The organism is Microcoleus sp. Pol12A5, from assembly GCF_036701435.1.
GTDB lineage: Bacteria > Cyanobacteriota > Cyanobacteriia > Cyanobacteriales > Microcoleaceae > Microcoleus.
In genome coordinates this window covers 1-23421 of record NZ_JAUBQU010000008.1, presented here as the reverse complement: position 1 = coordinate 23421, position 23421 = coordinate 1, and the positions used below count along the sequence as shown (strand labels likewise).

Here is a 23421-nt window from a genome sequence, read left to right as displayed (position 1 = left end):
AAAATCACTTGAGGGGCTGGCTCCCATGCCAACCCCACAAGCAGATTAAACTAAGTGTGGAACAAGTAATAAGTAAGCCCGGTAAAAGCCACCCCAAAAGCAGATTAAACTGATAGAAACTCAAAACAATCTCACTAATAGGGATAAATCTGTAAAGTTCATTCTTGGGGTGACAAATAGTCATGTACATATTAATTGGTGGAGCAGGAATGATGGGGCTGGGTTTAGCCCAGCAGCTATTAAAACTCGGTCATACGGTTGCAATCATCGATGTCGACCCGCTTGCGTGTCGCTTTGCTCGTGAAAAAATCGGAGTGATGGCATTTGAAGGCAGTGCGGTGAGTACAACGGTTCTTCTGGAAGCGGGAATTAAACAAGCAAACGCAGTCGTTGCAGCACTCAGCGATGATGCACTGAATTTAGCGCTGATCACCCTATCCAGAAGCTATGGCATTTCCCATATAGTGGTGCGAATGCGCGATCGCGAATTCATGGAAGCCTATCGCCTTGCCGGAGCCAGTCACATCATCAGCACGATTGATTTGGCAGTCGCAACAATGGCAAATGCGATTGAATATCCTCAAATCGAATCGATGATGCACTTTGAACAAGGACAAGTCGAGGTGCTCAAGCTGCCCGTTCCAGGCGATTGCAATGTGGCAGGTCGCAGCGTTGCTCAAATTGCTCAAGACCCTGGTTTTCCAACAGGTTCGCTGATTATTGGTTATCAATGCCATGCCTGCGCCAATCTGGAGATTCCAAACGGCAATACTGTTCTAGAAGCAGGTTCTACCATTCTCGTCGTCACCCGTCCAGAGCTAGTTCACCAGATGATTGATTACCTCGGCATTCGCGCTAGTCATCTGCCAACGTTAGAAGTTTCTCATCCAAATCTTTGATGTAAGGCTCAACCAGATCCTCTGGAACAATTCGCTTGCGGAGGGCATCGCTAACAGCTCCTTTTTCTGCTAGGAGCAATCGCCGTCGAATCGTATCTAACCCGCTGCGATCGCCCTGTACTTGCCCTGCCCGATGTTTATTGTAGAGATCGCGCAGCACTCGCTCAGAGTGTGCTACTCGTGCTTGATATGATGCCCATAACTCCTCGTAAACTGCCTTCGGCAACACGCCAGATTTCAGCAAACTATCTAGCTCATCTTGAGCCGCTTTGGAAGCGATCAACTGAATCTGTAACTGCCCAGCTTCCTGCATTACATCAGAAACACGGCTTATTTTTAGTCGTTTTACCATCCACGGTAAACTTAATCCCTGTCCGACTAAGGAGAATAAAACTGCACCGAAAACCAGGGCAATTATGTTATCGCGTCCTGGTAGAGTCAAGGGAATCGCAACAGCTAAGGCCATTGATAGAGACCCTTTAATATTCCCTAAAACTAAAATGTGCTGCCAGCGTAGCGGAATGGGACGATCGAACCAGCGCAGCCCGGCTAAGAACAAATAGACCGAAAGAATTCGTCCGAGTTGATAGGCCAGAATGACGAATAAAATGGATGGCAAAATTCTCCACAGCGTTAGCGGGTTAATTTCAATCCCAATCAGCAGGAAAATAAACGTATTGACGCCAAAACCAGCGTATTCCCAGAAACTCAGCAAGGTAATCCGATCTGAGGCAGACGAACTGCGAGGCAGCCCGAGGTTGCCAAAAACAAGTCCGGTGATAACCACCGCCACTGCGCCCGATACGCCTAAAAATTGTCCGATTTGGAAGGTTCCCAATGCGAGAGCGACGGTTAGCAAAAGGCTACTCAACGGATCGTTTAAGCGAACAAATATCGGCACGCTCAAATAACCTAAAACACCCCCGACCACTGCCCCACCTAAGGCAACCACGAGCAGTTCCTTCACGCCTTGTATAGGGGTGAGATAGCCTGTCGCATAAATGACCAAAACCAAATTAAATGAAATTAGAGCAGCCGCATCGTTAAACAGAGTTTCTCCTTCCACGATGGTGGATAGCCGGGAAGGCACACGGATCTCTTTAAAAACCGCGATCATTGAGACTGTATCAGTGTTTGCCAGAATGACTCCGATCAGCGACGCTGGAATCCAGTCTAGCCCCAGCCCAAATTTAACCAGAACAGCGATAATTGCTGAAGAAAAGATAGAGCCTGGACCAGCCAGCAGGGCGATCGGCTTAAAGGTGCTGCGGAGACGGCTGATATCAGTATTGATCGAGGCTTCAAAAATCAGAATTGGTAGGAAAAGATTTAATACTAAAGATGGGTCTAAACCAATTCGACGCGACAAGACCTCCGTAATGGGCAAGCCTGCTAACACTAAGCCCGTTACATAGGGAATTCGCAACCGTTGGGTTACGAGTGCAACAAAAGTTGCAATCAGCAGCAGAACGATCAAGATGATGACCAATTCAGGAATGACTCCTGCCGTTTGGCTATTTGTAGCAGGCTCGCTGCCCAAGGGAGTTTGTTGCGCTACAATCGACTCTATCACCGATACTCCTCCCATAAACTCGTTTTCCTCAAAGGAATTAACTGATTAACTACCGTTTTAGTCTACAGGAGACGGTTCACTCTGTTGTAGGCGTAACTGCAATTTATGTGGTGTATTTGGATGAATGCTGAAGAAGCTGAAACGAGATTTCTGGGTGGGTTCGGCGATCCGATCGTTTTTAAAGTGCAATTTTTTTGGTAGATCTCGATGATTTCCAAACCCTTACAAGATGCTAATTGCTCTTAATTGTACTGGTTTTTAATTTTTTTTAACAGTCTCTTCTGAAGTGTTGCCGACCCGATCGCCCTTGCCGCTAAGGCGGGTACTGGAAGTTGTCGATCCGCATGTCAGAAATAGGAGAGCGATCGCCCAAAATCATCGACCTTCCAATTTTTGAGTGGGTTTTGGACGTTCTGATTCGCGGGACTAAATTCCTCGAAGGTAATCGTCCTTTCTTACCTTGAATTTACCTAGGCATCACAGACACGCCACCTCAGAATCTCCCAACGTTTAAGGACAGGTTCAGCAATCACGATCTCATTTTCTCTTGCCTCCATGACGAGCAAATAATCTCCCTGGTTAAATCTGTTATTGTAAACTCTTGCTTGTTCTTCTGGCACCAACCATCCTTGAAGTGCGCCATACAGACCGCCAGCAGTTGCAGCAATCCCAGTTCCAAAGAAAGTTGCTAAAATGCTTTCCACCGCTACTGCCTGACCAATACCGGGAATTAGCAGGCTGCTGAGTCCAACAATTAAGGCTAGTGCACCTAGTCGCATGCTGCCTAAGATCGCGCCTACTTGTGCACCTGCTGCTCTTGTGATTAAAATTTGCTGCACGCCCAGAGAGTCCAAATGATCGTTGTCAGAAGGTTTAGCAATCACTGAAATCTTGTGCATGGGGAAGCCCCTGCTTTTTAGTTCAACTAGCGCCTGCTTTGCGTTTCGATGATTGGTAAATAGGCCGCTAGCACGTTTGAGGTTTTGGTAATTCATGAGAAATATTCAATATTCAACGCTACAAAATTGGTAAATAGTGTGTAAAGCCGCTGGCAATGGTTGCATCACAAAAACCACTTAGTTCAGAGGTGCAAAACGCTTTAGCAAAGCTGACAAAGGAATCATGGGCAGTCCGAATCCGATACAAATTAAGCCTTGGATTAGGCTCAAACCTTCTGTGTCGAATAACTGATTCATAATGCCCAATTGGCTAAACAGGAATTGGAGAATGAAAATAGCCCCAATGCCGATCGCCACAGCATAGCCAACTGATTCATCTTTTCCGCGCAGTTTGGCGACGATCGCCGGAACGAAGCGACTGATGCTTAACAGGTAAAAAGCTTCGGCTGCAACCAATGCTTGAATTGCCATCGTCCGGGCTAGAGCTTCATTGCCTGTGGTTTGGACGATCCATTCAAACATCCCAAAGATCGCAATCCAGTTAAATACCGAAACTGCCAGAATCCGAGCGGTCAGCCTGCGAGACAGAAGCGGTTCATTGGCAGGTCGAGGCGGCTGTTGCATGACATGGGGAGAGGGCGGCTCAAATGCCAACGGTAAGCTCAACGCAACTGAACTGACCATATTCAGCCAGAGAATTTGTACTGGCAAAATGGGTAGCGGGGTTGCCAGAAGTACGGCAATCAAGATGGTCATGGACTCTCCACCATTCACGGGCAGGATGAAGGCGATCGCCCGCAGCAGATTTTTATAAACCGTGCGTCCTTCCTCAACTGCTTTCTCGATCGAAGCAAAGTTGTCATCCGTCAGAATCATATCTGCGGCTTCTTTTGTGACTTCAGTGCCCGTGATGCCCATCGCTACCCCAATGTCAGCTTGCTTCAGGGCGGGAGCATCATTAACTCCATCTCCAGTCATCGCCACAATCTCGCCCCTAGACTGAAGTGCTTCGACAATGCGCAGCTTTTGTTCTGGCGCGACACGAGCAAATACACAGCTTTGTTCAACAGTATTTGCTAATTGCTGCTGATTCATTTGAGCGAGTTCTTGACCGGTAAAAACAGGAGTCTCTTGGGTTTGATTTAGTCCCATTTGGTGGGCGATCGCTGCTGCTGTTTTGGCATGGTCGCCGGTAATCATCTTGACCTGAATTCCCGCGGACCGACAGGCTTGAATCGCTTGAATCGCTTCGGGGCGAGGCGGGTCGATCATGCCTTGCAGACCCACAAAAGTTAACCCTTCCTCAATATCAGAATGCTCAATAGAAGATTGAGAAGCGGGTACAGCTTTCTTGGCAAGTGCCAGAACTCGCAACCCTTTTTTCGCCATTTTGTCCACGGTTTGCTCGATCGGCGCGGGGTTGAGGGATCTCGCCTTTCCCTCTTCATCAAGCATCTGGCGACACCGCTTGAGAATTGCCTCAATTGAACCCTTGACATAAATCAACCGTTCTGGACGATCGTCATGTAAGGTTGCCATGTATTGAAACTGAGATTCAAACGGCAGTGTATCGAGCCGGGAAAGCGCTTCCTCCAGTTTCTCAGTAATTAACCCCGCTTTTTGGGCTACCGCAACCAGCGCCCCTTCCGTTGGACTACCGACTACAGTCCAGTTTCCATCTTGCACTTCAAGATGCGAATCGTTGCACAACAGTCCTGCTTGCAGGCATTCATATAAAGCAGGTGCGTTCGCCAAGTCAACGGGGTGTCCATTTACAAAAATTTGCCCGTCTGGTGCATATCCTCCACCGCTAACCCGATATCGCTTTCCACCGGCATCGATCTCTTGAACAGTCATTTGATTCTCAGTCAAGGTTCCGGTTTTGTCGGAACAAATCACGGTGGTGCTCCCCAGCGTCTCAATTGCCGGAAGTTTGCGAATAATGGCGTGCTGCTTTGCCATTTGGGAAACCCCGATCGCCAGTGTCACCGTTAAAATTGCGGGTAAGCCTTCAGGAATTGCGCTGACGGCAAGCGCCACAGATGCCTTGAACACCTCAACCCAAGAAAATCTCTGGGCAATGCCCGCAGCAAAGGTGAAGGCAGCCAAACCTAAAATGACATAGAGCAAGGTTTGGCTAAATTTGTCAATTTTGCGGCTCAGTGGGGTTTCCAGTGCGGTACTTTGCTGCATGAGTTGGGAGATGTGTCCGGTCTCGGTCATGTCACCGATGCTGACGACCAGTCCGCGTCCCTGTCCAAACGTTACCAGGCTTCCGGTATAGGCCATGTTGGTGCGATCGGCCAGTGCAGCGTCTGCCTCTAGCGCCTGGGATTGCTTCTGAACCGGGACAGATTCTCCCGTTAACGCTGACTCATCGACTTGTAAGTCACGGACTTCGATCAGCCGCAGATCCGCAGACACTTTATCCCCAGAAGACAGCAAGACGAGATCGCCGGGAACCAGTTCGCTGGATGGAACCACTTGCTTTTGACCGTTGCGGAGAATGGTTGCCTCAGTTGCAACAGATTTTGCTAAGGCGGCGATCGCATTCTCTGCCTTTGATTCTTGAACGAAACCAATGGTGGCATTCGTCAGAGCAACCCCAAAAATTACCCCTGAATCAATCCACTCTTTCAGAAAGGCTGTCACTATGCCAGAGGCTAACAAAATGTAGATTAGCGGCTGATTCAGTTGCTGAAAAAATCGCAACCAGGCACTTTGCGGCTTCTGAGCCGTTAGTTGATTGGGCCCGATGATCTCGCGCCGTTGGGCTGACACGTGGGAAGATAGACCTATTTCCAGGTCAGTCTCTAAAAGCCGAGCTACTTTCTCGGCAGAGAGGTGATGCCAAGAGTGTTCTACTAATTTTTCTACATTGGTTGCAGTCATAACGCTTCTTGTCAAGCCAAGTGCTTTTCTGTTGGTTCGTCTTGTTTCTAGCGTCATTGATGAATGTGAGCTAAAAGTGATGGACTGATTTCTGTTACTCACATTTGGATCACATTTGCTTCCTATACCTAGGAAGAGAACCAATTGAGATAGCTTATGGACTGGCAAACCTTAGTTCGCTGGATTTGATTTATTGTTGCCTTTGATTAATAGGGTTGTCAAAAGCATTACTTTTGATAGATGAACTATCGTACATTCACTTGTTAATTTGAAAGGCTAAAAGACTTGATGCTGAGTTTTATCGGCAAAATTGCGTTTCACAACAAACACAACAAACAAAGAATATGCAATTATTAAAGCTATTTGTTCAAGGAATCAGCGTCAGCACTGTTGCAATTTTGGGTTTAGGTGCTTGCAACCCGCCCAATACTTCACAGACAACAGTTCCATCTACTTCTGCTCCCACAACTGCCACTGGAAATACGACTGCTCCAACCGCTTCTGCGCCTGCAACCACGACCGCACAGACGCCTCAGAATCAAGACATTGACGATATTGCCGATCGCGTAGAAGACGCTTTAGACTCGGATGCCACCCTCAAGCCATTCGATTTGGACGCAGACGATCGGGATAATTCGATTGTGTTAACAGGGCGCGTTCAAACGGCAGAACAAAAAGCATTGGCAGAACAACTCGCTCGGCAAGTTGCAGCGAATGTTTCCATCAATAACGAAATCGTCACTCAGTAGTTCCTAACAGTGAAGTGGCAAGCGCCTTTGGCGCTTGCCACTGAAAAAAAATTGCGCGATCGCAGCCAGAAAATCAATGGCTTAGCCAACATTATTTAACTGGATGCGATCGCAATATTGAAGCAATAAACTTATTCAACAATTTCGTAACGAACTAACTGGCGAACATTTTGACGTGATAACTGGAGCTCTTGCGCGATCGCTGCCTCTATCTGGGTTGCGTCAGTCATTGGCAATTCTAATTCCAATCGCTTCAAAATGGGTTCTGCTGTTTCTACCGCAACCTGGGTGGTTCCTTGTTTTCGGTTAATCACCGCGTTGATCAGCAATATATTGACAGACACCGTTGCTTTAAGCTGGGTATCTGCCTGAAGTTTGTTCTTTGCGATCTGGGGTTGTTGTAATTCTTGAGCCATTAGGAAACTCGAGCCAACCCAAAACGCGATCGCCACAAACGGCAATGGCAACCAAAATTCTGCGCCTGATGCTTTTAGCCAACGTTTAGTAACCTGCCACATAAATTTTTTACCCCACCCCAACCCTCCCCTTACCAAGGGGAGGGAGTAAGAAATTCACAAATGATTTAGGATTGCTATATTTGCACTTTAGTGGAGTTACCGCTCTGCTGAAATCATACTCAAGGGCGATGCGTCAAATGTTTCAGTTCGATAATAACACCGCTCAGCGATGTGGGCTGAACAAAATTACAGCAGTTCCAATCAGGGAAATTGTAACACCAAGCAAGTCCCACTTATCTGGCTTAACTCCTTCAATGAGCCACAACCAAAATAGAGATGTAAGAATGTAAATACCTCCATAGGCAGCATATACTCTTCCAGCGTTTGAGGCATTAACTTGAGTTAGAGAAAGCGCAAAACTGATTAAAGCTAAAATGCCTGGAACAACCCACAAAATGCTCTTTTCAAGTCTCACCCAGACCCAGAAAGCGTAACACCCAGAGATTTCTCCTAGAGCCGCAAATAGAAAAAAAGCAAGTGTTGGCATTTTTAGATTCATGCTTAAAATAGGTAAATTTAATCAGCATATCAACAGCAACTCTCATTTTGAAACCCTTGCACTATAAATTGAGTTTTCAAGCCTAGATTGCTAACGAGGGAATAAGGGTTTCAGATACCGAAATTCTTCAAAATAGCGAGTTTGGATGGGAATCACTCTCATCATCTTGCATAATGAAACCTGCTGTCACCATACCTCTTATGTCAGATCAACTTATGTTAGATCGACCTGCACCAGAAATCGAACTGCTCCATGCGGCGTACGCAGCCTTCAACGCGCGAGACATTGACGCTGCCCTTGCCCTCATGACTCCGGACGTGGCTTGGCCGAAAGCGTTCAAAGGCGGTTTTGTCCGTGGACCTGAAGAAGTTCGCGCTTACTGGACGGAGCAATGGAGCGAGATCGATCCGCACGTCGAGCCGGTTTTCTTTTACTCGGAGGAGATCGGGCGCATTTTGGTCGATGTGCATCAGGTCGTGCGTGACTTGGCAGGAGCAGTTCTTGTCGATGAGCACGTGGGTCATCGATTCACCCTTGAGCACGGCTTGATTCAAGCCATGGAAGTCTGTCCACTTCCATCGTCCACCCCAGAGTCCTAACCAGTTCAAACTTCTCTGCCATAACAGCAATTCTCATTATGAAAAATCAACTAACGCTTGCAGCACGTCGCGAAAGTACCCAATGATGCCGTCGAACTTGCGGGTGGGGGTCAACGTTTTCGACTCGGTGAGCTTTTGACTCTCTTACCTAACCCCGTTCTCACTGCCCTGAACAGTCAAAAGTCATAATGAGAATTGCTGGCATATCAATATATCAATGTTTATAAGCCAAATTAAGGAAATATTATGAGAATCCTAATTGTGGAGGACGACCCAAAGCAACTGATGCCGCTTCAAACAGTGCTGTCTCAGGCAGGACATAGCGTGGATGGGGTAAAAGATGGAGAGACGGCACAGTGGCTGTTATCAGAAAAAGAATATGATTTGTTGATTTTGGACTGGATGTTGCCACATATCAGTGGGGTAAATCTCTGTCGTCAATATCGAGCAGCAGGGAAAACAGCACCGATTTTGATGATCACCGCAAGAGACACGACGCGTGAAAAAGTGACCGGGTTAGACGCAGGTGCAGATGATTACCTGGTGAAACCGATCGATTTGGTTGAATTCATGGCACGAGTCCGGGCATTAAGACGGCGATCGCCCCTTTGGCAAGGAGATACGCTCAGCCTTGAGGATCTGCACCTCCACCTCGATACTCTTACTGTTGAGCGACAAGGTGCAACCGTTTCCCTCTCCAGCCGCGAGTTTCAGTTGTTGGAGTATTTTATGCGTCATCCCCGACAGGTTTTGACTCGGAATCAGATTGAACAAGGTGTGTGGGAATGGGGGACCCAACCAGAGAGCAATGCGATTACTGTTCTAGTTCGCAAACTCCGCCAACGCTTGCAGGCTGTAGGATCGGCAGACTGGATTGAGAGCATTTACGGCATGGGTTATCGCCTCACTTCCCCCGAAAAGCAACGATCGTAAAGCCAAGTCATGTTCAATCAAAGTCGTCGCAATCTGGCTCGTTGGTTCACCCTGTCAATGGGAAGCATTCTCGTGCTGTTTGCTGGGGCGATTTATCAGATTGAGGTGAAAGATAAACTAGAGGCGCTCGATCGACTGCTGTATGACAAAACTAGAGTCATGGCTGCCAGCGTGCATTATGAAGTTCGCCAAAACCACAACCAGGTCGATCTGAGTCATGTTTCCTTGTTAGGTAGTGGTTCGCATCCCCTTGCTGAAGATCTGATTTACGTGCGCTGGTATAACGCACAAGGGCGGCTAGTTCGTTTTTTTGGGAATTCTCCTCCCGATCGGTTAAATACGCCCTTTGGTTATCTCACAGTTCGATCGACCGATCCACTTTTGGGAAAAGGAATCTGGCTGCGTCAGGTGACATTACCCGTTGAAGGTAGAACTGGGGTACTCGGTTATCTTCAGGTTGCAACTCCCCTGACAGAAACTCAAAACAGGCTCACTGAACTTCAGATTGTGCTAACTTTCGCTGTCCCGATCGCACTGGGCTTAATTGCCCTCACAGGTTGGTTTCTCAGCGGGCTGGCCATGCAACCGATTCGGCAAGCCTATCAACAACTTCAACGCTTTACAGCCGATGCCTCTCACGAGTTGCGATCGCCCCTGTCTGCCATTCTCACTAATGCCCAGCTTGGGTTGCTCATCGCGACTGATGATTCGCGTTACCATCCTCCCTTAGAAAACATTGTAGATAGCGCAAAATCAATGGGAGCGCTGGTGAATAATTTACTGCTGTTGGCTCGTCATCAAGGGCGACTTACGCCGGAATCGCTCAAGTTAATCAATCTCAACGAGTTGCTGAGCAATTTAGCAACCCAGTTTGTCGCACTTGCAGAACCCCAAAATATCAAACTGACCTGTGAATTACCGGCACAACGGATTGAATTATTGGCTGACCCTGATTTGCTACGGCAAGTGGTCGAAAACTTGCTTTACAATGCCTGTAAATATACTCCCGTTGGCGGAACTGTAAAAATACGCCTAGTTCTTCCTTCCAATTTGGCGGTCATTCAGATAATTGATACTGGAATCGGTATTCCAGAAGCGGACTTACCCTATATTTTCGATCGCTTCTATCGGGTGGATACTGAGCGAGCGCTCGATAGTGGTGGATTTGGACTAGGGTTAGCGATCGTCCAACAGATTGTCCAGGCTCATGGTGGAAAAATTTATGTGACGAGTGAAGTGGGCAAAGGCTCAACGTTTCAGATTGAACTGCCGCTCAAACCTTATCACTAAGCCGCCTCAAACGAGAGAGAAGGTGTACTCTGCTTTAGACAGAACTGCAATGTATGTGGTGTATTTGGATGAAGGCCGATGAAGCTGAAACATGATTTCTGGGTTGGTTGGGTGATCGCCGCGATCGTCATTACCTCTTGTTCTGAGCAAACTACCTCACAAAGGCAACAACCTGATACAAAACGTGAAACCTCACTGAGATCGGTTACCTTAGATAAAACAAAGGTTATGATGGGACAAACCGTATATGTCCCTATTTACTCGCATATTTATCACTACAATAGCCAGGATGAGGTGATGGAGTTGTCAGCCACGCTCAGTATTCGCAATACGGATCTGACAAATTCGATTATTATCACTTCTGTGCGTTACTACGATACCGATGGGAAATTGATTAGGCAGGATATTAAGAGTCCTGTAGAACTCAAGCCGCTTGCTTCCACACACTTTTTTATTGCAGCAAATGATACAAGTGGAGGCTCAGGTGCCAACTTTATTGTGGAGTGGGTTGCAGAAAAAACGGTTTATGAGCCTGTCATTGAAGCTGTCATGATCAGTACCTCTTTTTCTCAGGGCATTTCATTTGTTAGTCCCGCTAAAGTTCTCAAGCAACACAAAATGCCAAAATAATTTTAGAGGATTAAATTCTTGCTTTACAAGGTAGTTTTAGACTACCATAAGAGGAGCATCTTATATTTGTAAGAACACTTCTTCTGGCTTCTTACTTCTGACTATTTTCTCGTGACTCCTAACTCCAATTTCTAGCTCTGCTGCTTTCATTGAGATCCTCGCATTTTTAATTTTTAAGTTTGTACATCACTATAATTAGTCCAGAATAAAACGATAGCATTACTGTGCATAACTACCAACTTTTTTATGTTAAGATTAGAGAGTTTGAGGGTGAATACTAAAAATATAAATGAGGACTTAGGGTATGCAAAAGCGACAATTGGGGACATCACAAATTCAGATTACCCCGATAATTATGGGGACTTGGCAAGCTGGGAAGCGGATGTGGGTGGGAATTGAGGATGCTGAAACTGTAAAAGCAATGCGCGCCGCCTTTGAGGCAGGTATTACCACATTTGATACGGCTGAGGTTTACGGAGAAGGGCATTCGGAACAAATTATCGGTCAAGCACTTTCAGATGTGCGATCGCAAGTAGTTTATGCTAGCAAAGTTTTCGCCAACCACCTGAAACCCGATTTGGTAATCGAAGCCTGCGATCGATCGCTAAAAAACCTCAACACCGATTATATCGACCTTTACCAAATCCACTGGCCCGCTGGCACTTGGAATTCCGAGTTAGTGCCAATTGCAGAAACAATGGACGCCTTGAACAAGTTAAAAGAACAGGGAAAAATTCGGGCGATCGGCGTTTCCAACTTCTCGCGCGCCCAAATAGAAGAAGCGGCCCAATACGGACGCATCGACAGCTTGCAACCGCCATATTCTCTGTTTTGGCGCTGGGTAGAAAAAGATGCTATGTCCTATTGTGTGGACAATCATATCTCCATCATTGCCTATTCATCTCTAGCTCAAGGAATATTGACAGGTAAATTCGGGCCAGAACACAAGTTTGAAGAAGGCGACCACCGCGCCAAAAATAAGCTGTTTATCAAAGAAAATTACGACCGAGTGCAAACAGCATTAAATCAACTCAGGCCAATTGCCGATCGCCACCAGACAAGCTTAGGAAATTTAGCTTTAGCTTGGTTGATTTCCCAGCCACAAACAAATGCAATTGTCGGGGCGCGCGACGGCGAACAAGCAGCCGAAAATGCGAAAGCTGCTGAGGTAAAATTGAGTGAAGAGGAATTAAAAGAAATTGACGCCATCGGCCGCACCGTCACCGATCATTTAGACGATAACCCCGTTATGTGGAATTTCTAAAAGAGTTAATTCAGGACTAGCAAAACCTCTATATGTAGGGTGCGCTATTGGCGCGCACCTTACCCCTAGAAGTAGCGGGTAAAACCCCTCTGAGAATAAGTTCTATAAATTTTATAGAGTCGGGCAAGAGGTATTATAATATTTACTGCCTAGGGCAAATATTCAAAAACATAAAATTTCAAATCCGTAATCCCCAATCCCAAATCTAAAATTTAAAATCTAAAATCGAATGAGTTACTGCCTAAACCCCAACTGTTCTAAGCCGCAAAACCCTCCCGCAGCCAAAATTTGCCGAAATTGCCGTTCAAAACTGCTGCTGCGCGATCGCTACCGGGCCATAAAGGCGATCGGACAAGGCGGTTTTGGTAGAACATTTCTCGCCGTTGACGAAGACAAACCCTCAAAACCTCGCTGCGTCATCAAACAATTTTTACCCCCAGAAACCCAACTCATCCCATCAGCAAGCAATCGCAACAGCAAAAAAGCAGCCGAACTTTTTGAACAAGAAGCAATGCGATTAGACGAATTGGGCAAACACCCTCAAATTCCCGAACTATTAGCCTATTCCATCCAAGATAGCAGACAATATGTAGTCCAAGAATTTATCGACGGGCAAAATTTAGCACAAATTGTAGAAACAGAAGGAACATTTACAGAAAATCAAATTCAAGACTTACTCAATAGCTTATTACCCGTCCTTCACTTCATCCATTCCCACAACGTTATTCACCGAGACATCAAACCCGGAAACATCATCCGCCGCGCCGACAAAAAATTAGTTTTAGTAGACTTTGGCGCCGCAAAAATTGCCACAGGTACAGCATTACTCAAAACAGGAACCAGCATCGGCAGCCCCGAATACATCGCCCCCGAACAAGCTAGAGGCAAAGCATTTTTTACCAGCGATTTGTACAGTTTAGGCGTAACTTGTTTGTATTTGCTAACTCAAGTTTCCCCTTTTGACCTGTTCGATCCTGGTGAAGATGCCTGGATCTGGCGGCAGTATTTGGCTAACAACCCGGTGAGTGAACAACTGGGGAAAATTTTAGACAAAATGATTCAAAATGCTACCAACCGCCGCTATCAAACGGCTGTTGAAGTATTAAAAGAAATTAATCCCCAAGTTGCGAGCGATCTAGCAATCCCTCAAACAAATTCCAAGTTAGTTAAACCAGGAAAAACTCCCGCCCAGCCCCAACAGCAAACCTATAACTGGCAATGTTTTCATACCCTCACAGGTCACAGAAACTTAATTTACTCTGTGGCTTTCAGCCCCAACGGAGAAGTTGTAGCCAGCGGCAGCGATGACAAAACAATCAAGCTGTGGGGAGTTGAAGACGGGCAAGAGATTGTCACCCTCACAGGACACGCTAACTCGGTTTATACAGTAGCTTTTAGCCCGGACGGACAGATGCTAGCCAGCAGCAGCCACGACAAAACTGTCAAACTTTGGCGGATGAAAGATGGACAAGAAATCCGCACCCTAATCGGTCATAGTAACTCAGTTTACGGCGCAGCTTTCAGTCCCGATGGCGAAATTATTGCTAGCAGCAGTTGGGACAAAACAATCAAGATTTGGCGAGTCAAAGACGGGCAAGAAATTCGCACGCTTGCGGGTCACATCAATTTAGTTTATTTTGTTGCTTTTAGCCCTGATGGAGAAACTATTGCTAGCTGCGGTTGGGACAAAACAGTCAAAATTTGGCGAGTCACAGATGGGAAGCTAATTCGCACACTTACAAGCCATACAGACTCCGTTCGCTGCATAGCTTTTAGTCCAAATGGAGAGTTTTTGGCTAGCGGCAGCCATGACAATACTATTAAAATTTGGTGGGTCAAAGATTGGCAAGAAGTTTTAACTATCACAGGACATTCTTGGTATGTTGATTCTATTGCTTTTAGTCCCGATGGCGAGATTCTGGCTAGCAGCAGCAATCAAACTATCAAGATTTGGCGATTGAAAGACGGTCAAGAAATCTGTAATATTGCAGGTCATACTAACTCTGTTTATTCCGTTAATTTTAGCCCGGAAGGAGAGTTTTTGGCTAGCGGCAGCAGTGACAAAACTATTAAGATTTGGCAGAATATGATGTTTGTTTAATGACCCATAATTAAAGTTGTAAGTTATGATAAAAATTGTAACCAAAAGATTTCTGCTGCGTGACTTTGTAGATTCCGATCGATCGCCATTCTTGGACTATCAAGCCGATCCGCGCAACCAGACATTTTACGAACCAGATCGGTCTAGTCCCGACCAGGCCGCACGCCTATTCGAGATGTTTCAGGCATGGGCTGGCGATCGCCCTAGACTCAATTACCAACTGGCGATCGTACAACGACAGGAACCTTACGCGCTTGTTGGTTGCTGCGGACTGCGGGGAGAGTTGTGCGAAACTGGCGAGATGGAATTTGGTCTAGAACTCGCACCAGCCTATTGGGGGCGATATGCCTACGCGATCGAGGTGGGGCGTACGCTGCTAGACTTTGGGTTCGCGGAACTCGATCTGAAGGCGATCTCCGGGTCTACCGTCAGTGCAAATACCCGGATCGCTCGGTTGGCCGAGTGGATAGGAGCAGAGGTGGTTGCTACCCGCCCAGGGTCATCATGGATGTCCGATCGCGGTTGGAGCGAGGTCCATTGGCGGATTGCACGGGCGCAATGGGAGCATCGTACTCGGCGGCACGGCCGATAATATATGTTTGTTTTGTGAACGGTTTATGAATGAGACAGCAGCCAATCAAATCCGTCAGCAGGTGGAAGCTGTGTACCGATCCGAGTCGCGTCGCGTTTTAGCCACCCTGATCCGCTTGCTGGGTGACTTCGATCGCGCCCAAGAGGCGATGCACGAAGCCTTCGCTGCGGCCGTAGCGCAATGGCCCCGTGACGGCATCCCCGCTAACCCGCGATCGTGGCTTGTTTCAGTGGGTCGCTTTAAAGCGATCGACACCATCCGCCGTCGCGCCCGCTTTGATACGCACTTGGCAGAACTCGCTCAACAACTCGATCCGAGTGACACCACAATCGAGGATGACGAGGACGTTGAGGACGATCGCCTGCGCTTGATTTTCACTTGCTGTCATCCGGCCCTGTCGCCAGAAGCTCAGGTGGCGTTGACGCTGCGGGAAGTCTGCGGACTCAGTACCGAGGAAATTGCCAGTGCCTTCCTGATTGCTCCCCCCACATTGGCGCAGCGGATCGTGCGGGCCAAGGCGAAAATCCGCGACGCGCGTATTCCTTATCAAGTGCCGTCGATAACCGATTTGCCCGATCGATTGGAAACCGTGCTTCAAACGATCTACCTGGTGTTTAACGAAGGGTACGCGGCCTCATCTGGTAGATCGCTGACGCGGGCCGATCTCGCTGACGAAGCGATCCGTTTGGGACGGCTGGTAATGGAACTGTTGCCAGACTCCGAGGTAATTGGACTCCTGGCGCTGATGCTGCTGCAAGAATCGCGGCGCACCGCACGCACTTCCTCCACAGGCGACCTCATCCTTCTCGAAGACCAAGATCGATCGCTCTGGAATCAAGCACAAATTTCTGAAGGCAGGTTGCTGGTGCAGCAATCGCTATCATCGGGACGGTTTGGTTCGTACACGCTTCAGGCTGCGATCTCAGCGGTGCATTCAGAGGCCCAGAGTGCTGCAGCAACGGACTGGGCGCAGATTGTGGGCTTATACGACCTGCTCGTGCAATTAGAGCCGTCGCCGGTAGTTGCCTTAAATCGGGCGGTGGCAGTGGCAATGCGCGATGGCCCCTTACCGGGACTGCAATCGATCGACGAAATATTAGCGCGTGGCGATTTGGCAGACTACCATCTGGCACACTCCGCGCGAGCCGATTTGTGTCGGCGGCTGGGCAGAATGGCTGATGCCAGAGAATCCTACCAAAAGGCGCTGGCGATCGTGAAACAGGAACCAGAGCGTCGTTTTCTCGAAAAACGCCTTCGCGAGTTAGGCTGAAAAAATTTTTTGCTTTGCTGTCGATTTGCAGCTTCGCCGAACGACTACTAAATGAAGGCGACTATCTCAGATCGAATTTGGGAGTAACGATGAAATACATATTGCTGATTTACAGCGACGAAAATGCCTGGACTGAAAGCGAGCGGCAGCAATGCTACGCAGAATCTTTGCAGCTAACCCAAGAACTGCAAGCGAACAATCAATATTTGGGTGCTTCGCCGCTGCACTCGATCGCCACAGCAACCAGTATTCGAGTGCGTGACGGCAAAAAACTTGTCACCGACGGGCCGTTTGCGGAGACGCGCGAACAACTCGGCGGCTACTTTCTGATCGATGCCAAGGATCTTGACGAAGCGATCTCGATCGCAGCACGCATACCAAGCGCCAGTAAAGGTACGGTTGAAATTCGCCCGATCGTGGAACTGTCGGGCTTGCCATCAGACCAGTAGTTGCCGTCAATACCGCTCAACGCAAAGTTCCACATCCGCACTGACAAACTTTTCCAGAAAAAATGTTCAACTTGTCGATCGCGCGCACCTCTATTCGACTAGATGGTAGAGCAAGGGTTAGCAGTTTTCAATCTGCGCCCGGAAAACCAATCGACATCAATAAGGAGATACCGCGATGACTGTGACAACCGAAACCACCAAAACACAAGAGGAAGCGCAGATTCGACAAATCATCGCAGATACGGCCAGTGCCATCTGCGCCAAAGACATCGATGGCATCATGGCGCACTACGCCCAAGATGTGATTATTTTCGATGCAATACCGCCGTTCCAAATCAAAGGTGCAGATGAATTTCGACGGACGTGGGAGGCGTGCCTGCCTTGCTTCCCGGACTCCTTCGGGATTGAGATGCGAGACCTCAGCCTCACCGTGAGCGGTGATTTGGCGATCGCGCACTGGCTTTTTCACTTCACAGGGATGCCAACAGATCACCCAGGGGCGCAGATGTGGATGCGAATCACCTCCGCGTGCCAGCGGAAGCAGGGCAGATGGCAGATTGTGCACGAGCATTGCTCTGTCCCCTTCGATCCAGAAACGTCTCAAGCCGTTTTCTCGATCGCACCTTAGCCCAGCTCAACAACCATAAACAAAAGGAGATTTCACGATGAAAGTCATGGTTCTAGTCAAAGCTACCGAAGACTCAGAGGCAGGCGTCATGCCCAGCGAACAGCTTCTGACGGAAATGGGGCAGTACAACGAAGCATTGGTCAAGGCGGGAATTATGCTCGCTGGCGAAGGGCTACATCCCAGCTCAAAAGGAGCGCGGGTGACGTTTTCAGGCACAAATCGGAGCGTGATTGACGGGCCGTTCACAGAGACAAAAGAGCTGATTGCCGGATTCTGGATCTGGCAAGTGCAGTCGATGGACGAAGCGATTGCCTGGGTCAAACGCTGCCCCAACCCGATGCCAGGAGAATCCGCGATCGAAATTCGCCCGATCTTTAGTGCAGAGGACTTCGGCGAATCCTTGACGCCGGAACTCAGGGAACAGGAAGAACGCATTCGGGCGGGGGCAGAACAACTCCAGCGTTCTTGAGGGCATCAATACTGCCTAACTTTTCGTCCGGCCGTCACATCATTTCCCGTGAATGGATTGCTTGATCGACTATTAACCAAAGGAGTACATGATGCAATCGAATATTTATCTCTTTTTTGATGGTGAATGCGAAGCTGCATTTAAATTCTACGAACAGTGTTTAGGTGGCAAAATCGGCGACATGATGACCTATGGGGATGCGCCCATGTCTGAGGAAATTCCCTCCGAACAGCGCGATCGAATCATGCACGCCAGCTTAACTGTTGGTGGAATGGTATTGATGGGTTCTGACACTCCACCCGATGGCTTTAAAAAACCACAGGGATTCTCTGTGAATCTTCAATTTGACGATCTGGTCGAAGCGGAGCGGATCTTTCAAAAATTGGCAGAAAACGGAACGGTAAAGATGCCATTCCAAGAGACCTTCTGGTCTACCCGTTTTGGAATGCTTGTCGATCGATTTGGCACACCGTGGATGATTAATGTCCAGCCAGCTACCTAACCCTTTCAAGTTTGCTCACAGGCTTTACCCTTCAATTCAAACATTAGCGAAAAATCGTTAATGTTTCACCTTGCGATCGAAGTTAAAAAGGAGAAAACATGGCTACTAAAATTTTCGTGAATTTACCCGTCAAAAATCTCGCTCGGTCTGTCGAATTTTTTACTAAACTTGGATTCAGTTTTAACGCCGAATTTACTGACGAAACTGCCACTTGTATGGTTGTGAGCGAAGACATCTTCGTCATGCTATTGACAGAAGCCAAGTTCAAGGAATTTACACCCAACGCAATTTGCGATGCCACCAAGAGTACAGAAGTGCTGGTGTGCTTGTCTTCCGAGAGCCGAGAAGAAGTGGATAAAATGATTGGCAAGGCAGTTGCTGCTGGCGGAACTACCTACAATGAACCCAAAGACTACGGATTTATGTATGGTCATGGCTTTCAGGATTTAGATGGCCACATTTGGGAAACTGTATTCATGGAACCCAGTGCAGTCAATCAAGGTTAGGCATTTTCTATCTGCTTCGTGAAAACAATACAAAGCTCTTCTCAATGGGTCCAAGTTAGCGATCGCATTGAGAAGAGCGATCGAATATCCAAAAAGACCGCATAAACCATGAATTCATCATCTAAACCAGTTGGCTACAACTGCGTTTCGCCCTATTTCGTTGTCGGTGGTGTAGCAGAAACATCGCATTTCTCATCTGAGTATGGGGAGCGATCGAACTGAGGCGGTTCCCCAATGAATCGGAAAAGCCGATCGACTCTGAAGTCCGCATCAACGATACGGTAGTGATGATTGCTGAGGTCGGCGATGGCTGGCCATCCTTTTTTAAACAGAAGTACGATCGCCCTTCCTCCACCTCTTCAACAACTCCGGCGTCACCAGCCCTTGCGGAAAAAATATCGTTCCCAAAACTATCAACAACCCAAACACAATTAACCGCCCATCCCGCAGAAATTGCGCCAACCAAATCGGCAATCCCTGAATAGTTGCTATCCCCCTCAAAACCTCGGGTAAAGCAGTAAACACCATCCCACCCAAAACTGCTCCCAGAAAAGTTCTGCTACCACCAATCAACACAGAAGTCAAGTAAATAATACTAGCATCAAAAGTACCTTGACGGGCGTTCCAAGTATTGAGGAAATGAGCGCTAACGGCACCCACAACCCCAGCTAAAACAGCACCTAACGTGAAAGCCAGAACCTTATAAAAAGTTGGGTTAATGCCGATCGCATCAGCCGCCAACTCATCAGCGCGGATCGCTGCAAAAGCCCGCCCCACCCGAATCCGTTCCAGCCGATAGACAATCGCCATACTTACCAACAGTAAAGGTAGTACAATCCACAAATACTCGATCGGCGTCGCAAACGGTTGCGGAATCCCAAAAATGCCAACTGCGCCGCCAGTGATATCTAGATTCAGCGATAAAACCCGCAGAATTTCCACAAAAGCAATAGTGGCGATCGCCAAATAAATCCCACTCAACCGCAGCGCCGGAATTCCCACCAAAATCCCCAGGAACCCCGAAACAAACCCTGCAATTATCATCTCTAATAACAGCAAAGGCAGTGGAAATAAACCCCCTGTGGTTTGAAACACCGTCGTAGATAAAATCGCCGCAATATACCCACCCAAAGCATAAAAACCAGGGCTAGCCAGAGACAACTGTCCAGTCATTAAAGGCAAATACAGCGACATTCCCAACATTGCACCCAGCAACATCGAGACAATCAGAAACCCATAAGTAGTAAAAAATTCATTCATAACTTTTTTTATTTCTTAGTCTCTTAGAGAGGGACTCAATTTGACTCTTAAGAGATTTAAATCGCCGAATTATCTTACACCTTCTGAATCAAACACCTCTATTTCTTAGTTTTTTGAAGATAGACTTAGTTTGACTCTTGAGCGATTTAAATCGCCGAATTATCTTACACCTTCTGAATCAAACGCCGTCCAAACAAACCCTGCGGTCTAACCAATAGCATAATAAACAATATAGCAAAAGCAACAGCATCCTTATAAGCGGAAAAATCACCAGGCACAAAAGCTTCCACCAAACCAATTATAAAACCTCCCAAAACTGCCCCTGGAATACTCCCCAACCCACCAAGTACAATCACCGCCAAACCTTTCAAACCAAAAGCAATACCAAAATACGGCCCAGCAATACTCACACTAGAACCCACCAAACTCCCCGCCAAACCCGCCAGAAAACTGCTCACAAAAAACGTCAACACAATGTACCTATCAGTATCAATCCCCAATAAACTAGAAGTAGTCGCATCTTCAGCCACAGCCTGCATTGCTTTGCCAAATTTAGTAAAATTTATTAAGTAAGTTAAGACAGCCACAATCGCAACTGATATCGCAAAAATTACTATTTGAACAGTCCGAATCGGAATTGGTTTATCCGCTGTACCGAAGTTAATGGCAGGCGGTAAATAACCGTAAGTGTTAGCAGGAAAAGTGTAAATTTCCGCACCGACAAGATATTGGATGATATTGGCGATCGCAACAGCCACACCCAAACTAGAAACCACAGTCAGCAGAGAATCAGAATGTCGTCTGCGCAAAGGCAAAAAAGCCACTCTTTCAACAATTACTCCCACCAAACCAGCCATGACACTTCCCAAAATTAACGCCACAGCAAAAGGCAAATCCACGGGAATTCGAGCGTTAGACCACAACCCATTAAAACCGAAAGCACCTCCCATCAGCGCATAGGTGAAATAAGCACCCAACGTAAATACTGTACCGTGAGCAAAATTAATAATTCCCAGAATAGAAAAGACTAACGTGTATCCCAGGGCAAAAATAGCATACACGCTGCCGATCGACAAACCATTCAAAAATTGTTGCAAAAACAGAGTTAAGTCCATTACCAGTTAAGAGTTGAGCATCACACCAAAATCATTCAACAACAAATACGTCCGCGATTGTCCCTCTTCCCTCTTACTTCTTCGGTCTTCCTGACGCCTGTTATATCCCTTACATCTGTTACAAAATCAGTTTGCCAACTTCCCTTTCCCCTCATTTCAAAAAATCAAACTTACCATTATTGCCATCAGCCTCCATCTTAATCCGTGCCACATAAAACTCTTTCTGATTAATCTCACCTTCAGCCGTAAAAGAAATTTCCCCCAAAGGCGTATCGTACTTACCACCCAACAACTGCTGATTCAAATTTGTACGCAACTCGGCCAACGGCTTTTCGCTAACCTTAGATTTAGCATTAATTGCCTTTAATGACTCAACAAAAACTTGTACGCCAGTAAAAGCCTGAGCGCTAAACTGAGGCGGTTCTTTCTTGAATTGAGCGCGATAAGCATCGCGAAAAGCCTTATTAACTTCATTTTCGTACTCCGGGCTGTAGGCTTGGGCAATCAAAACCCCATCGCAAAGAGCCTTGCAAACAGGAAATACATTAGAAGTATTCAGACCGTTGCCTCCAATGATAACGCCTTTATATCCCAACTCCCGCAATTGCTTAATTAAATTGCCTCCATCGGCGGCCAACCCGGAAATAATTATCAAATCGGGGTTGACATTTATTGCGTTAGTAGCTTGAGATTGGAAATCTGTATCAGTAGTCAAGAATTTTTGGACTGTTGCCAATTCCAGTCCCATATCTTTAACAGTAGTTTGAAAAGTTTCAGTCTCAGATTTGCTAAAAGCATCATTCTGAGCAAAAAACACGGCTACTTTCTTAATATTGGGATTTTGCTTCAGTGCAGCTTTCACCGCATTAGGTGCTACCACAGCCACAGGCGCGGAGACTCTGGCCACATAATCGCCAATCTGGGGAATGCCTTTAGCGGTATTGGAGGGTCCGAGTACGGGAACTTTTGCTCGCTCGGCGATCGGATCGGCACTAAAAGCTTGTTGCGAGAGGGTAGGCCCCACAATACCTACCACTTTATCCTGATTGATCAGAGTATTGAAGGCATTGATCGTTCCTTGTTCATCTCCACCGGTATCTTGGAACACCAGTCTAATCGGCGTCCCATCCACACCGCCCTTATCGTTGAAATACTTCTCAGCAATTTTCGCCCCAGCCACCTGTTCCTGACCCAGTAAAGCCACATTGCTAGTTTGGGCTACCCCTATACCTATAGATATAGTGTTGGAACTTCCCCCAGGCGAGCCCTCTGGGGAAGCACCGGGAGATGGCGAACTCGCCGGAGATGCTGTAGTGGAGGTTTGGGGAGTGTTCGTCTGACTGCAAGCGATCAGCAGTGAAGCGCAGGTAATGAATAAGCCACTAGGGCGGACTGTAAGTTTTTTCATGAGCGGGCGATCGAACATATATATAGAACATCTACACGTAGAGACATTCTACCCATGCGCGGTAGATACTCCCCCCAAAAGTCCCATCTTGCAAAAAAAAAGACCCCTTCCCGGAAAGAGGAGTCAGCCAGCGGAGGCAGGATCGGGAATAAACAGCTCAAATCGTTGGTGCGTATAGGCTACAAACAAACTCAAAAATATTTTCGCAAAACGCTTGACAACTCTGGGGAGAGTTGATACATTAATAAAGCGCCAGAAGAGAGGCGGTTCAAACAACCGCGAACTCAAGGCAAAAAACTGAACCTAGAAAAAAGAATAGTTTGAAAGCTTAAAGCACTATTAACCTCGTCAAAAAAATCAAGATAGAGAGATCTAG

General features: G+C 47.2%; 23 protein-coding genes. 15 read left to right on the top strand and 8 right to left on the bottom strand.

All coding sequences use genetic code 11. The features are described 5' to 3' along the window. Positions 1–182: 182 nt before the first annotated feature. Positions 183–899 carry a TrkA family potassium uptake protein gene (locus QUA45_RS03745; protein WP_333098198.1) on the top strand — a complete coding sequence of 239 codons (717 nt, stop codon included), beginning with the start codon at positions 183–185 and terminating at the stop codon, positions 897–899. Here the strand turns inward: QUA45_RS03745 and QUA45_RS03740 are convergent. The 3 genes from QUA45_RS03740 to QUA45_RS03730 form a co-directional block, all read right to left on the bottom strand. Further along, the gene (locus QUA45_RS03740; protein WP_333219564.1) at positions 856–2487 is read right to left on the bottom strand and encodes a sodium:proton antiporter; all 1632 of its coding nucleotides are present in this window, start codon (positions 2485–2487) and stop codon (positions 856–858) included. The genes QUA45_RS03745 and QUA45_RS03740 overlap by 44 nt on opposite strands. 455 nt (positions 2488–2942) lie before the next feature. Beyond that, a complete protein-coding gene (locus QUA45_RS03735) occupies positions 2943–3467 on the bottom strand; it encodes a hypothetical protein (protein ID WP_333219562.1) in 525 nt (174 codons plus the stop codon). 81 nt (positions 3468–3548) lie between these two features. Next, positions 3549–6263, bottom strand: a complete 2715-nt coding sequence (locus QUA45_RS03730) for a cation-transporting P-type ATPase (protein WP_333219560.1) — start codon at positions 6261–6263, stop codon at positions 3549–3551. Positions 6264–6607: 344 nt separating this feature from the next. Here QUA45_RS03730 and QUA45_RS03725 point away from each other — a divergent pair, with 344 nt between their 5' ends. Next, the gene (locus QUA45_RS03725; protein ID WP_333098202.1) at positions 6608–7012 is read left to right on the top strand and encodes a BON domain-containing protein; all 405 of its coding nucleotides are present in this window, start codon (positions 6608–6610) and stop codon (positions 7010–7012) included. Positions 7013–7143: 131 nt separating this feature from the next. On the opposite strand, the gene QUA45_RS03720 is transcribed toward QUA45_RS03725, so the two are convergent. Beyond that, positions 7144–7530 carry a hypothetical protein gene (locus QUA45_RS03720; protein WP_333039132.1) on the bottom strand — a complete coding sequence of 129 codons (387 nt, stop codon included), beginning with the start codon at positions 7528–7530 and terminating at the stop codon, positions 7144–7146. 163 nt (positions 7531–7693) lie between these two features. Further along, positions 7694–8029, bottom strand: coding sequence for a YnfA family protein (locus tag QUA45_RS03715; RefSeq protein WP_333219558.1), 336 nt, complete (start codon positions 8027–8029; stop codon positions 7694–7696). A 215-nt stretch (positions 8030–8244) separates the two neighbouring features. Between QUA45_RS03715 and QUA45_RS03710 the strand changes: the two genes are divergently transcribed. From QUA45_RS03710 to QUA45_RS03650, 13 genes are all read left to right on the top strand, one after another. Further along, a complete protein-coding gene (locus QUA45_RS03710) occupies positions 8245–8628 on the top strand; it encodes a nuclear transport factor 2 family protein (RefSeq protein ID WP_333219556.1) in 384 nt (127 codons plus the stop codon). A 246-nt stretch (positions 8629–8874) separates the two neighbouring features. Continuing rightward, the gene (rppA, locus tag QUA45_RS03705) at positions 8875–9561 is read left to right on the top strand and encodes a two-component system response regulator RppA (protein WP_333219554.1); all 687 of its coding nucleotides are present in this window, start codon (positions 8875–8877) and stop codon (positions 9559–9561) included. A 9-nt stretch (positions 9562–9570) separates the two neighbouring features. After that, positions 9571–10851, top strand: a complete 1281-nt coding sequence (locus QUA45_RS03700) for a HAMP domain-containing sensor histidine kinase (protein WP_333219552.1) — start codon at positions 9571–9573, stop codon at positions 10849–10851. 78 nt (positions 10852–10929) lie between these two features. Then, the gene (locus QUA45_RS03695) at positions 10930–11481 is read left to right on the top strand and encodes a DUF3124 domain-containing protein (RefSeq protein ID WP_333219550.1); all 552 of its coding nucleotides are present in this window, start codon (positions 10930–10932) and stop codon (positions 11479–11481) included. A gap of 304 nt (positions 11482–11785) precedes the next feature. Then, entirely contained in the window at positions 11786–12745 is a 960-nt protein-coding gene (locus QUA45_RS03690; RefSeq protein WP_333219548.1) for an aldo/keto reductase, read from the top strand. Between the two features lie 229 nt (positions 12746–12974). Continuing rightward, a complete protein-coding gene (locus QUA45_RS03685; protein ID WP_333219546.1) occupies positions 12975–14846 on the top strand; it encodes a serine/threonine-protein kinase in 1872 nt (623 codons plus the stop codon). 25 nt (positions 14847–14871) lie between these two features. Next, positions 14872–15438, top strand: a complete 567-nt coding sequence (locus tag QUA45_RS03680) for a GNAT family N-acetyltransferase (protein ID WP_333219544.1) — start codon at positions 14872–14874, stop codon at positions 15436–15438. Positions 15439–15463: 25 nt separating this feature from the next. After that, entirely contained in the window at positions 15464–16708 is a 1245-nt protein-coding gene (locus tag QUA45_RS03675; RefSeq protein ID WP_333219542.1) for an RNA polymerase sigma factor, read from the top strand. A gap of 89 nt (positions 16709–16797) precedes the next feature. Then, entirely contained in the window at positions 16798–17157 is a 360-nt protein-coding gene (locus QUA45_RS03670; RefSeq protein ID WP_333219540.1) for a YciI family protein, read from the top strand. Between the two features lie 175 nt (positions 17158–17332). Next, the gene (locus QUA45_RS03665; protein WP_333219538.1) at positions 17333–17785 is read left to right on the top strand and encodes a nuclear transport factor 2 family protein; all 453 of its coding nucleotides are present in this window, start codon (positions 17333–17335) and stop codon (positions 17783–17785) included. Positions 17786–17822: 37 nt separating this feature from the next. Then, on the top strand, positions 17823–18254 hold the full coding sequence (locus QUA45_RS03660; RefSeq protein ID WP_333219536.1) for a YciI family protein: 432 nt from the start codon (positions 17823–17825) through the stop codon (positions 18252–18254). A gap of 88 nt (positions 18255–18342) precedes the next feature. After that, on the top strand, positions 18343–18756 hold the full coding sequence (locus QUA45_RS03655; protein ID WP_333219535.1) for a VOC family protein: 414 nt from the start codon (positions 18343–18345) through the stop codon (positions 18754–18756). Between the two features lie 98 nt (positions 18757–18854). After that, positions 18855–19262 (top strand): VOC family protein, encoded by a 408-nt coding sequence (locus QUA45_RS03650; RefSeq protein WP_333100992.1) that lies wholly within the window; start codon positions 18855–18857, stop codon positions 19260–19262. Between the two features lie 324 nt (positions 19263–19586). Here the strand turns inward: QUA45_RS03650 and QUA45_RS03645 are convergent, their stop codons facing one another. The 3 genes from QUA45_RS03645 to QUA45_RS03635 all read right to left on the bottom strand — a co-directional run bounded on the left by QUA45_RS03645 (position 19587) and on the right by QUA45_RS03635 (position 23045). After that, positions 19587–20522, bottom strand: coding sequence for a branched-chain amino acid ABC transporter permease (locus tag QUA45_RS03645; protein ID WP_333100993.1), 936 nt, complete (start codon positions 20520–20522; stop codon positions 19587–19589). A gap of 164 nt (positions 20523–20686) precedes the next feature. Next, complete coding sequence (locus tag QUA45_RS03640; RefSeq protein ID WP_333219533.1) at positions 20687–21637, bottom strand: branched-chain amino acid ABC transporter permease; 951 nt, start codon at positions 21635–21637, stop codon at positions 20687–20689. A 151-nt stretch (positions 21638–21788) separates the two neighbouring features. After that, positions 21789–23045 carry an ABC transporter substrate-binding protein gene (locus tag QUA45_RS03635; RefSeq protein ID WP_333219531.1) on the bottom strand — a complete coding sequence of 419 codons (1257 nt, stop codon included), beginning with the start codon at positions 23043–23045 and terminating at the stop codon, positions 21789–21791. Positions 23046–23421: the final 376 nt, after the last annotated feature.

Bases quoted from the DNA above. Each gene is read 5' to 3' on its own strand.
- QUA45_RS03735 (WP_333219562.1), bottom strand. From the start codon at position 3,467: ATGAATTACCAAAACCTCAAACGTGCTAGCGGCCTATTTACCAATCAT.
- QUA45_RS03690 (WP_333219548.1), top strand. From the start codon at position 11,786: ATGCAAAAGCGACAATTGGGGACATCACAAATTCAGATTACCCCGATA.
- rppA (WP_333219554.1), top strand. From the start codon at position 8,875: ATGAGAATCCTAATTGTGGAGGACGACCCAAAGCAACTGATGCCGCTT.
- QUA45_RS03720 (WP_333039132.1), bottom strand. From the start codon at position 7,530: ATGTGGCAGGTTACTAAACGTTGGCTAAAAGCATCAGGCGCAGAATTT.
- QUA45_RS03695 (WP_333219550.1), top strand. From the start codon at position 10,930: ATGAAGCTGAAACATGATTTCTGGGTTGGTTGGGTGATCGCCGCGATC.
- QUA45_RS03725 (WP_333098202.1), top strand. From the start codon at position 6,608: ATGCAATTATTAAAGCTATTTGTTCAAGGAATCAGCGTCAGCACTGTT.
- QUA45_RS03675 (WP_333219542.1), top strand. From the start codon at position 15,464: ATGAATGAGACAGCAGCCAATCAAATCCGTCAGCAGGTGGAAGCTGTG.
- QUA45_RS03710 (WP_333219556.1), top strand. From the start codon at position 8,245: ATGTTAGATCGACCTGCACCAGAAATCGAACTGCTCCATGCGGCGTAC.
- QUA45_RS03650 (WP_333100992.1), top strand. From the start codon at position 18,855: ATGGCTACTAAAATTTTCGTGAATTTACCCGTCAAAAATCTCGCTCGG.
- QUA45_RS03680 (WP_333219544.1), top strand. From the start codon at position 14,872: ATGATAAAAATTGTAACCAAAAGATTTCTGCTGCGTGACTTTGTAGAT.
- QUA45_RS03685 (WP_333219546.1), top strand. From the start codon at position 12,975: ATGAGTTACTGCCTAAACCCCAACTGTTCTAAGCCGCAAAACCCTCCC.
- QUA45_RS03740 (WP_333219564.1), bottom strand. From the start codon at position 2,487: ATGGGAGGAGTATCGGTGATAGAGTCGATTGTAGCGCAACAAACTCCC.
- QUA45_RS03715 (WP_333219558.1), bottom strand. From the start codon at position 8,029: ATGAATCTAAAAATGCCAACACTTGCTTTTTTTCTATTTGCGGCTCTA.
- QUA45_RS03635 (WP_333219531.1), bottom strand. From the start codon at position 23,045: ATGAAAAAACTTACAGTCCGCCCTAGTGGCTTATTCATTACCTGCGCT.
- QUA45_RS03700 (WP_333219552.1), top strand. From the start codon at position 9,571: ATGTTCAATCAAAGTCGTCGCAATCTGGCTCGTTGGTTCACCCTGTCA.
- QUA45_RS03745 (WP_333098198.1), top strand. From the start codon at position 183: ATGTACATATTAATTGGTGGAGCAGGAATGATGGGGCTGGGTTTAGCC.
- QUA45_RS03670 (WP_333219540.1), top strand. From the start codon at position 16,798: ATGAAATACATATTGCTGATTTACAGCGACGAAAATGCCTGGACTGAA.
- QUA45_RS03645 (WP_333100993.1), bottom strand. From the start codon at position 20,522: ATGAATGAATTTTTTACTACTTATGGGTTTCTGATTGTCTCGATGTTG.
- QUA45_RS03640 (WP_333219533.1), bottom strand. From the start codon at position 21,637: ATGGACTTAACTCTGTTTTTGCAACAATTTTTGAATGGTTTGTCGATC.
- QUA45_RS03730 (WP_333219560.1), bottom strand. From the start codon at position 6,263: ATGACTGCAACCAATGTAGAAAAATTAGTAGAACACTCTTGGCATCAC.
- QUA45_RS03660 (WP_333219536.1), top strand. From the start codon at position 17,823: ATGAAAGTCATGGTTCTAGTCAAAGCTACCGAAGACTCAGAGGCAGGC.
- QUA45_RS03655 (WP_333219535.1), top strand. From the start codon at position 18,343: ATGATGCAATCGAATATTTATCTCTTTTTTGATGGTGAATGCGAAGCT.
- QUA45_RS03665 (WP_333219538.1), top strand. From the start codon at position 17,333: ATGACTGTGACAACCGAAACCACCAAAACACAAGAGGAAGCGCAGATT.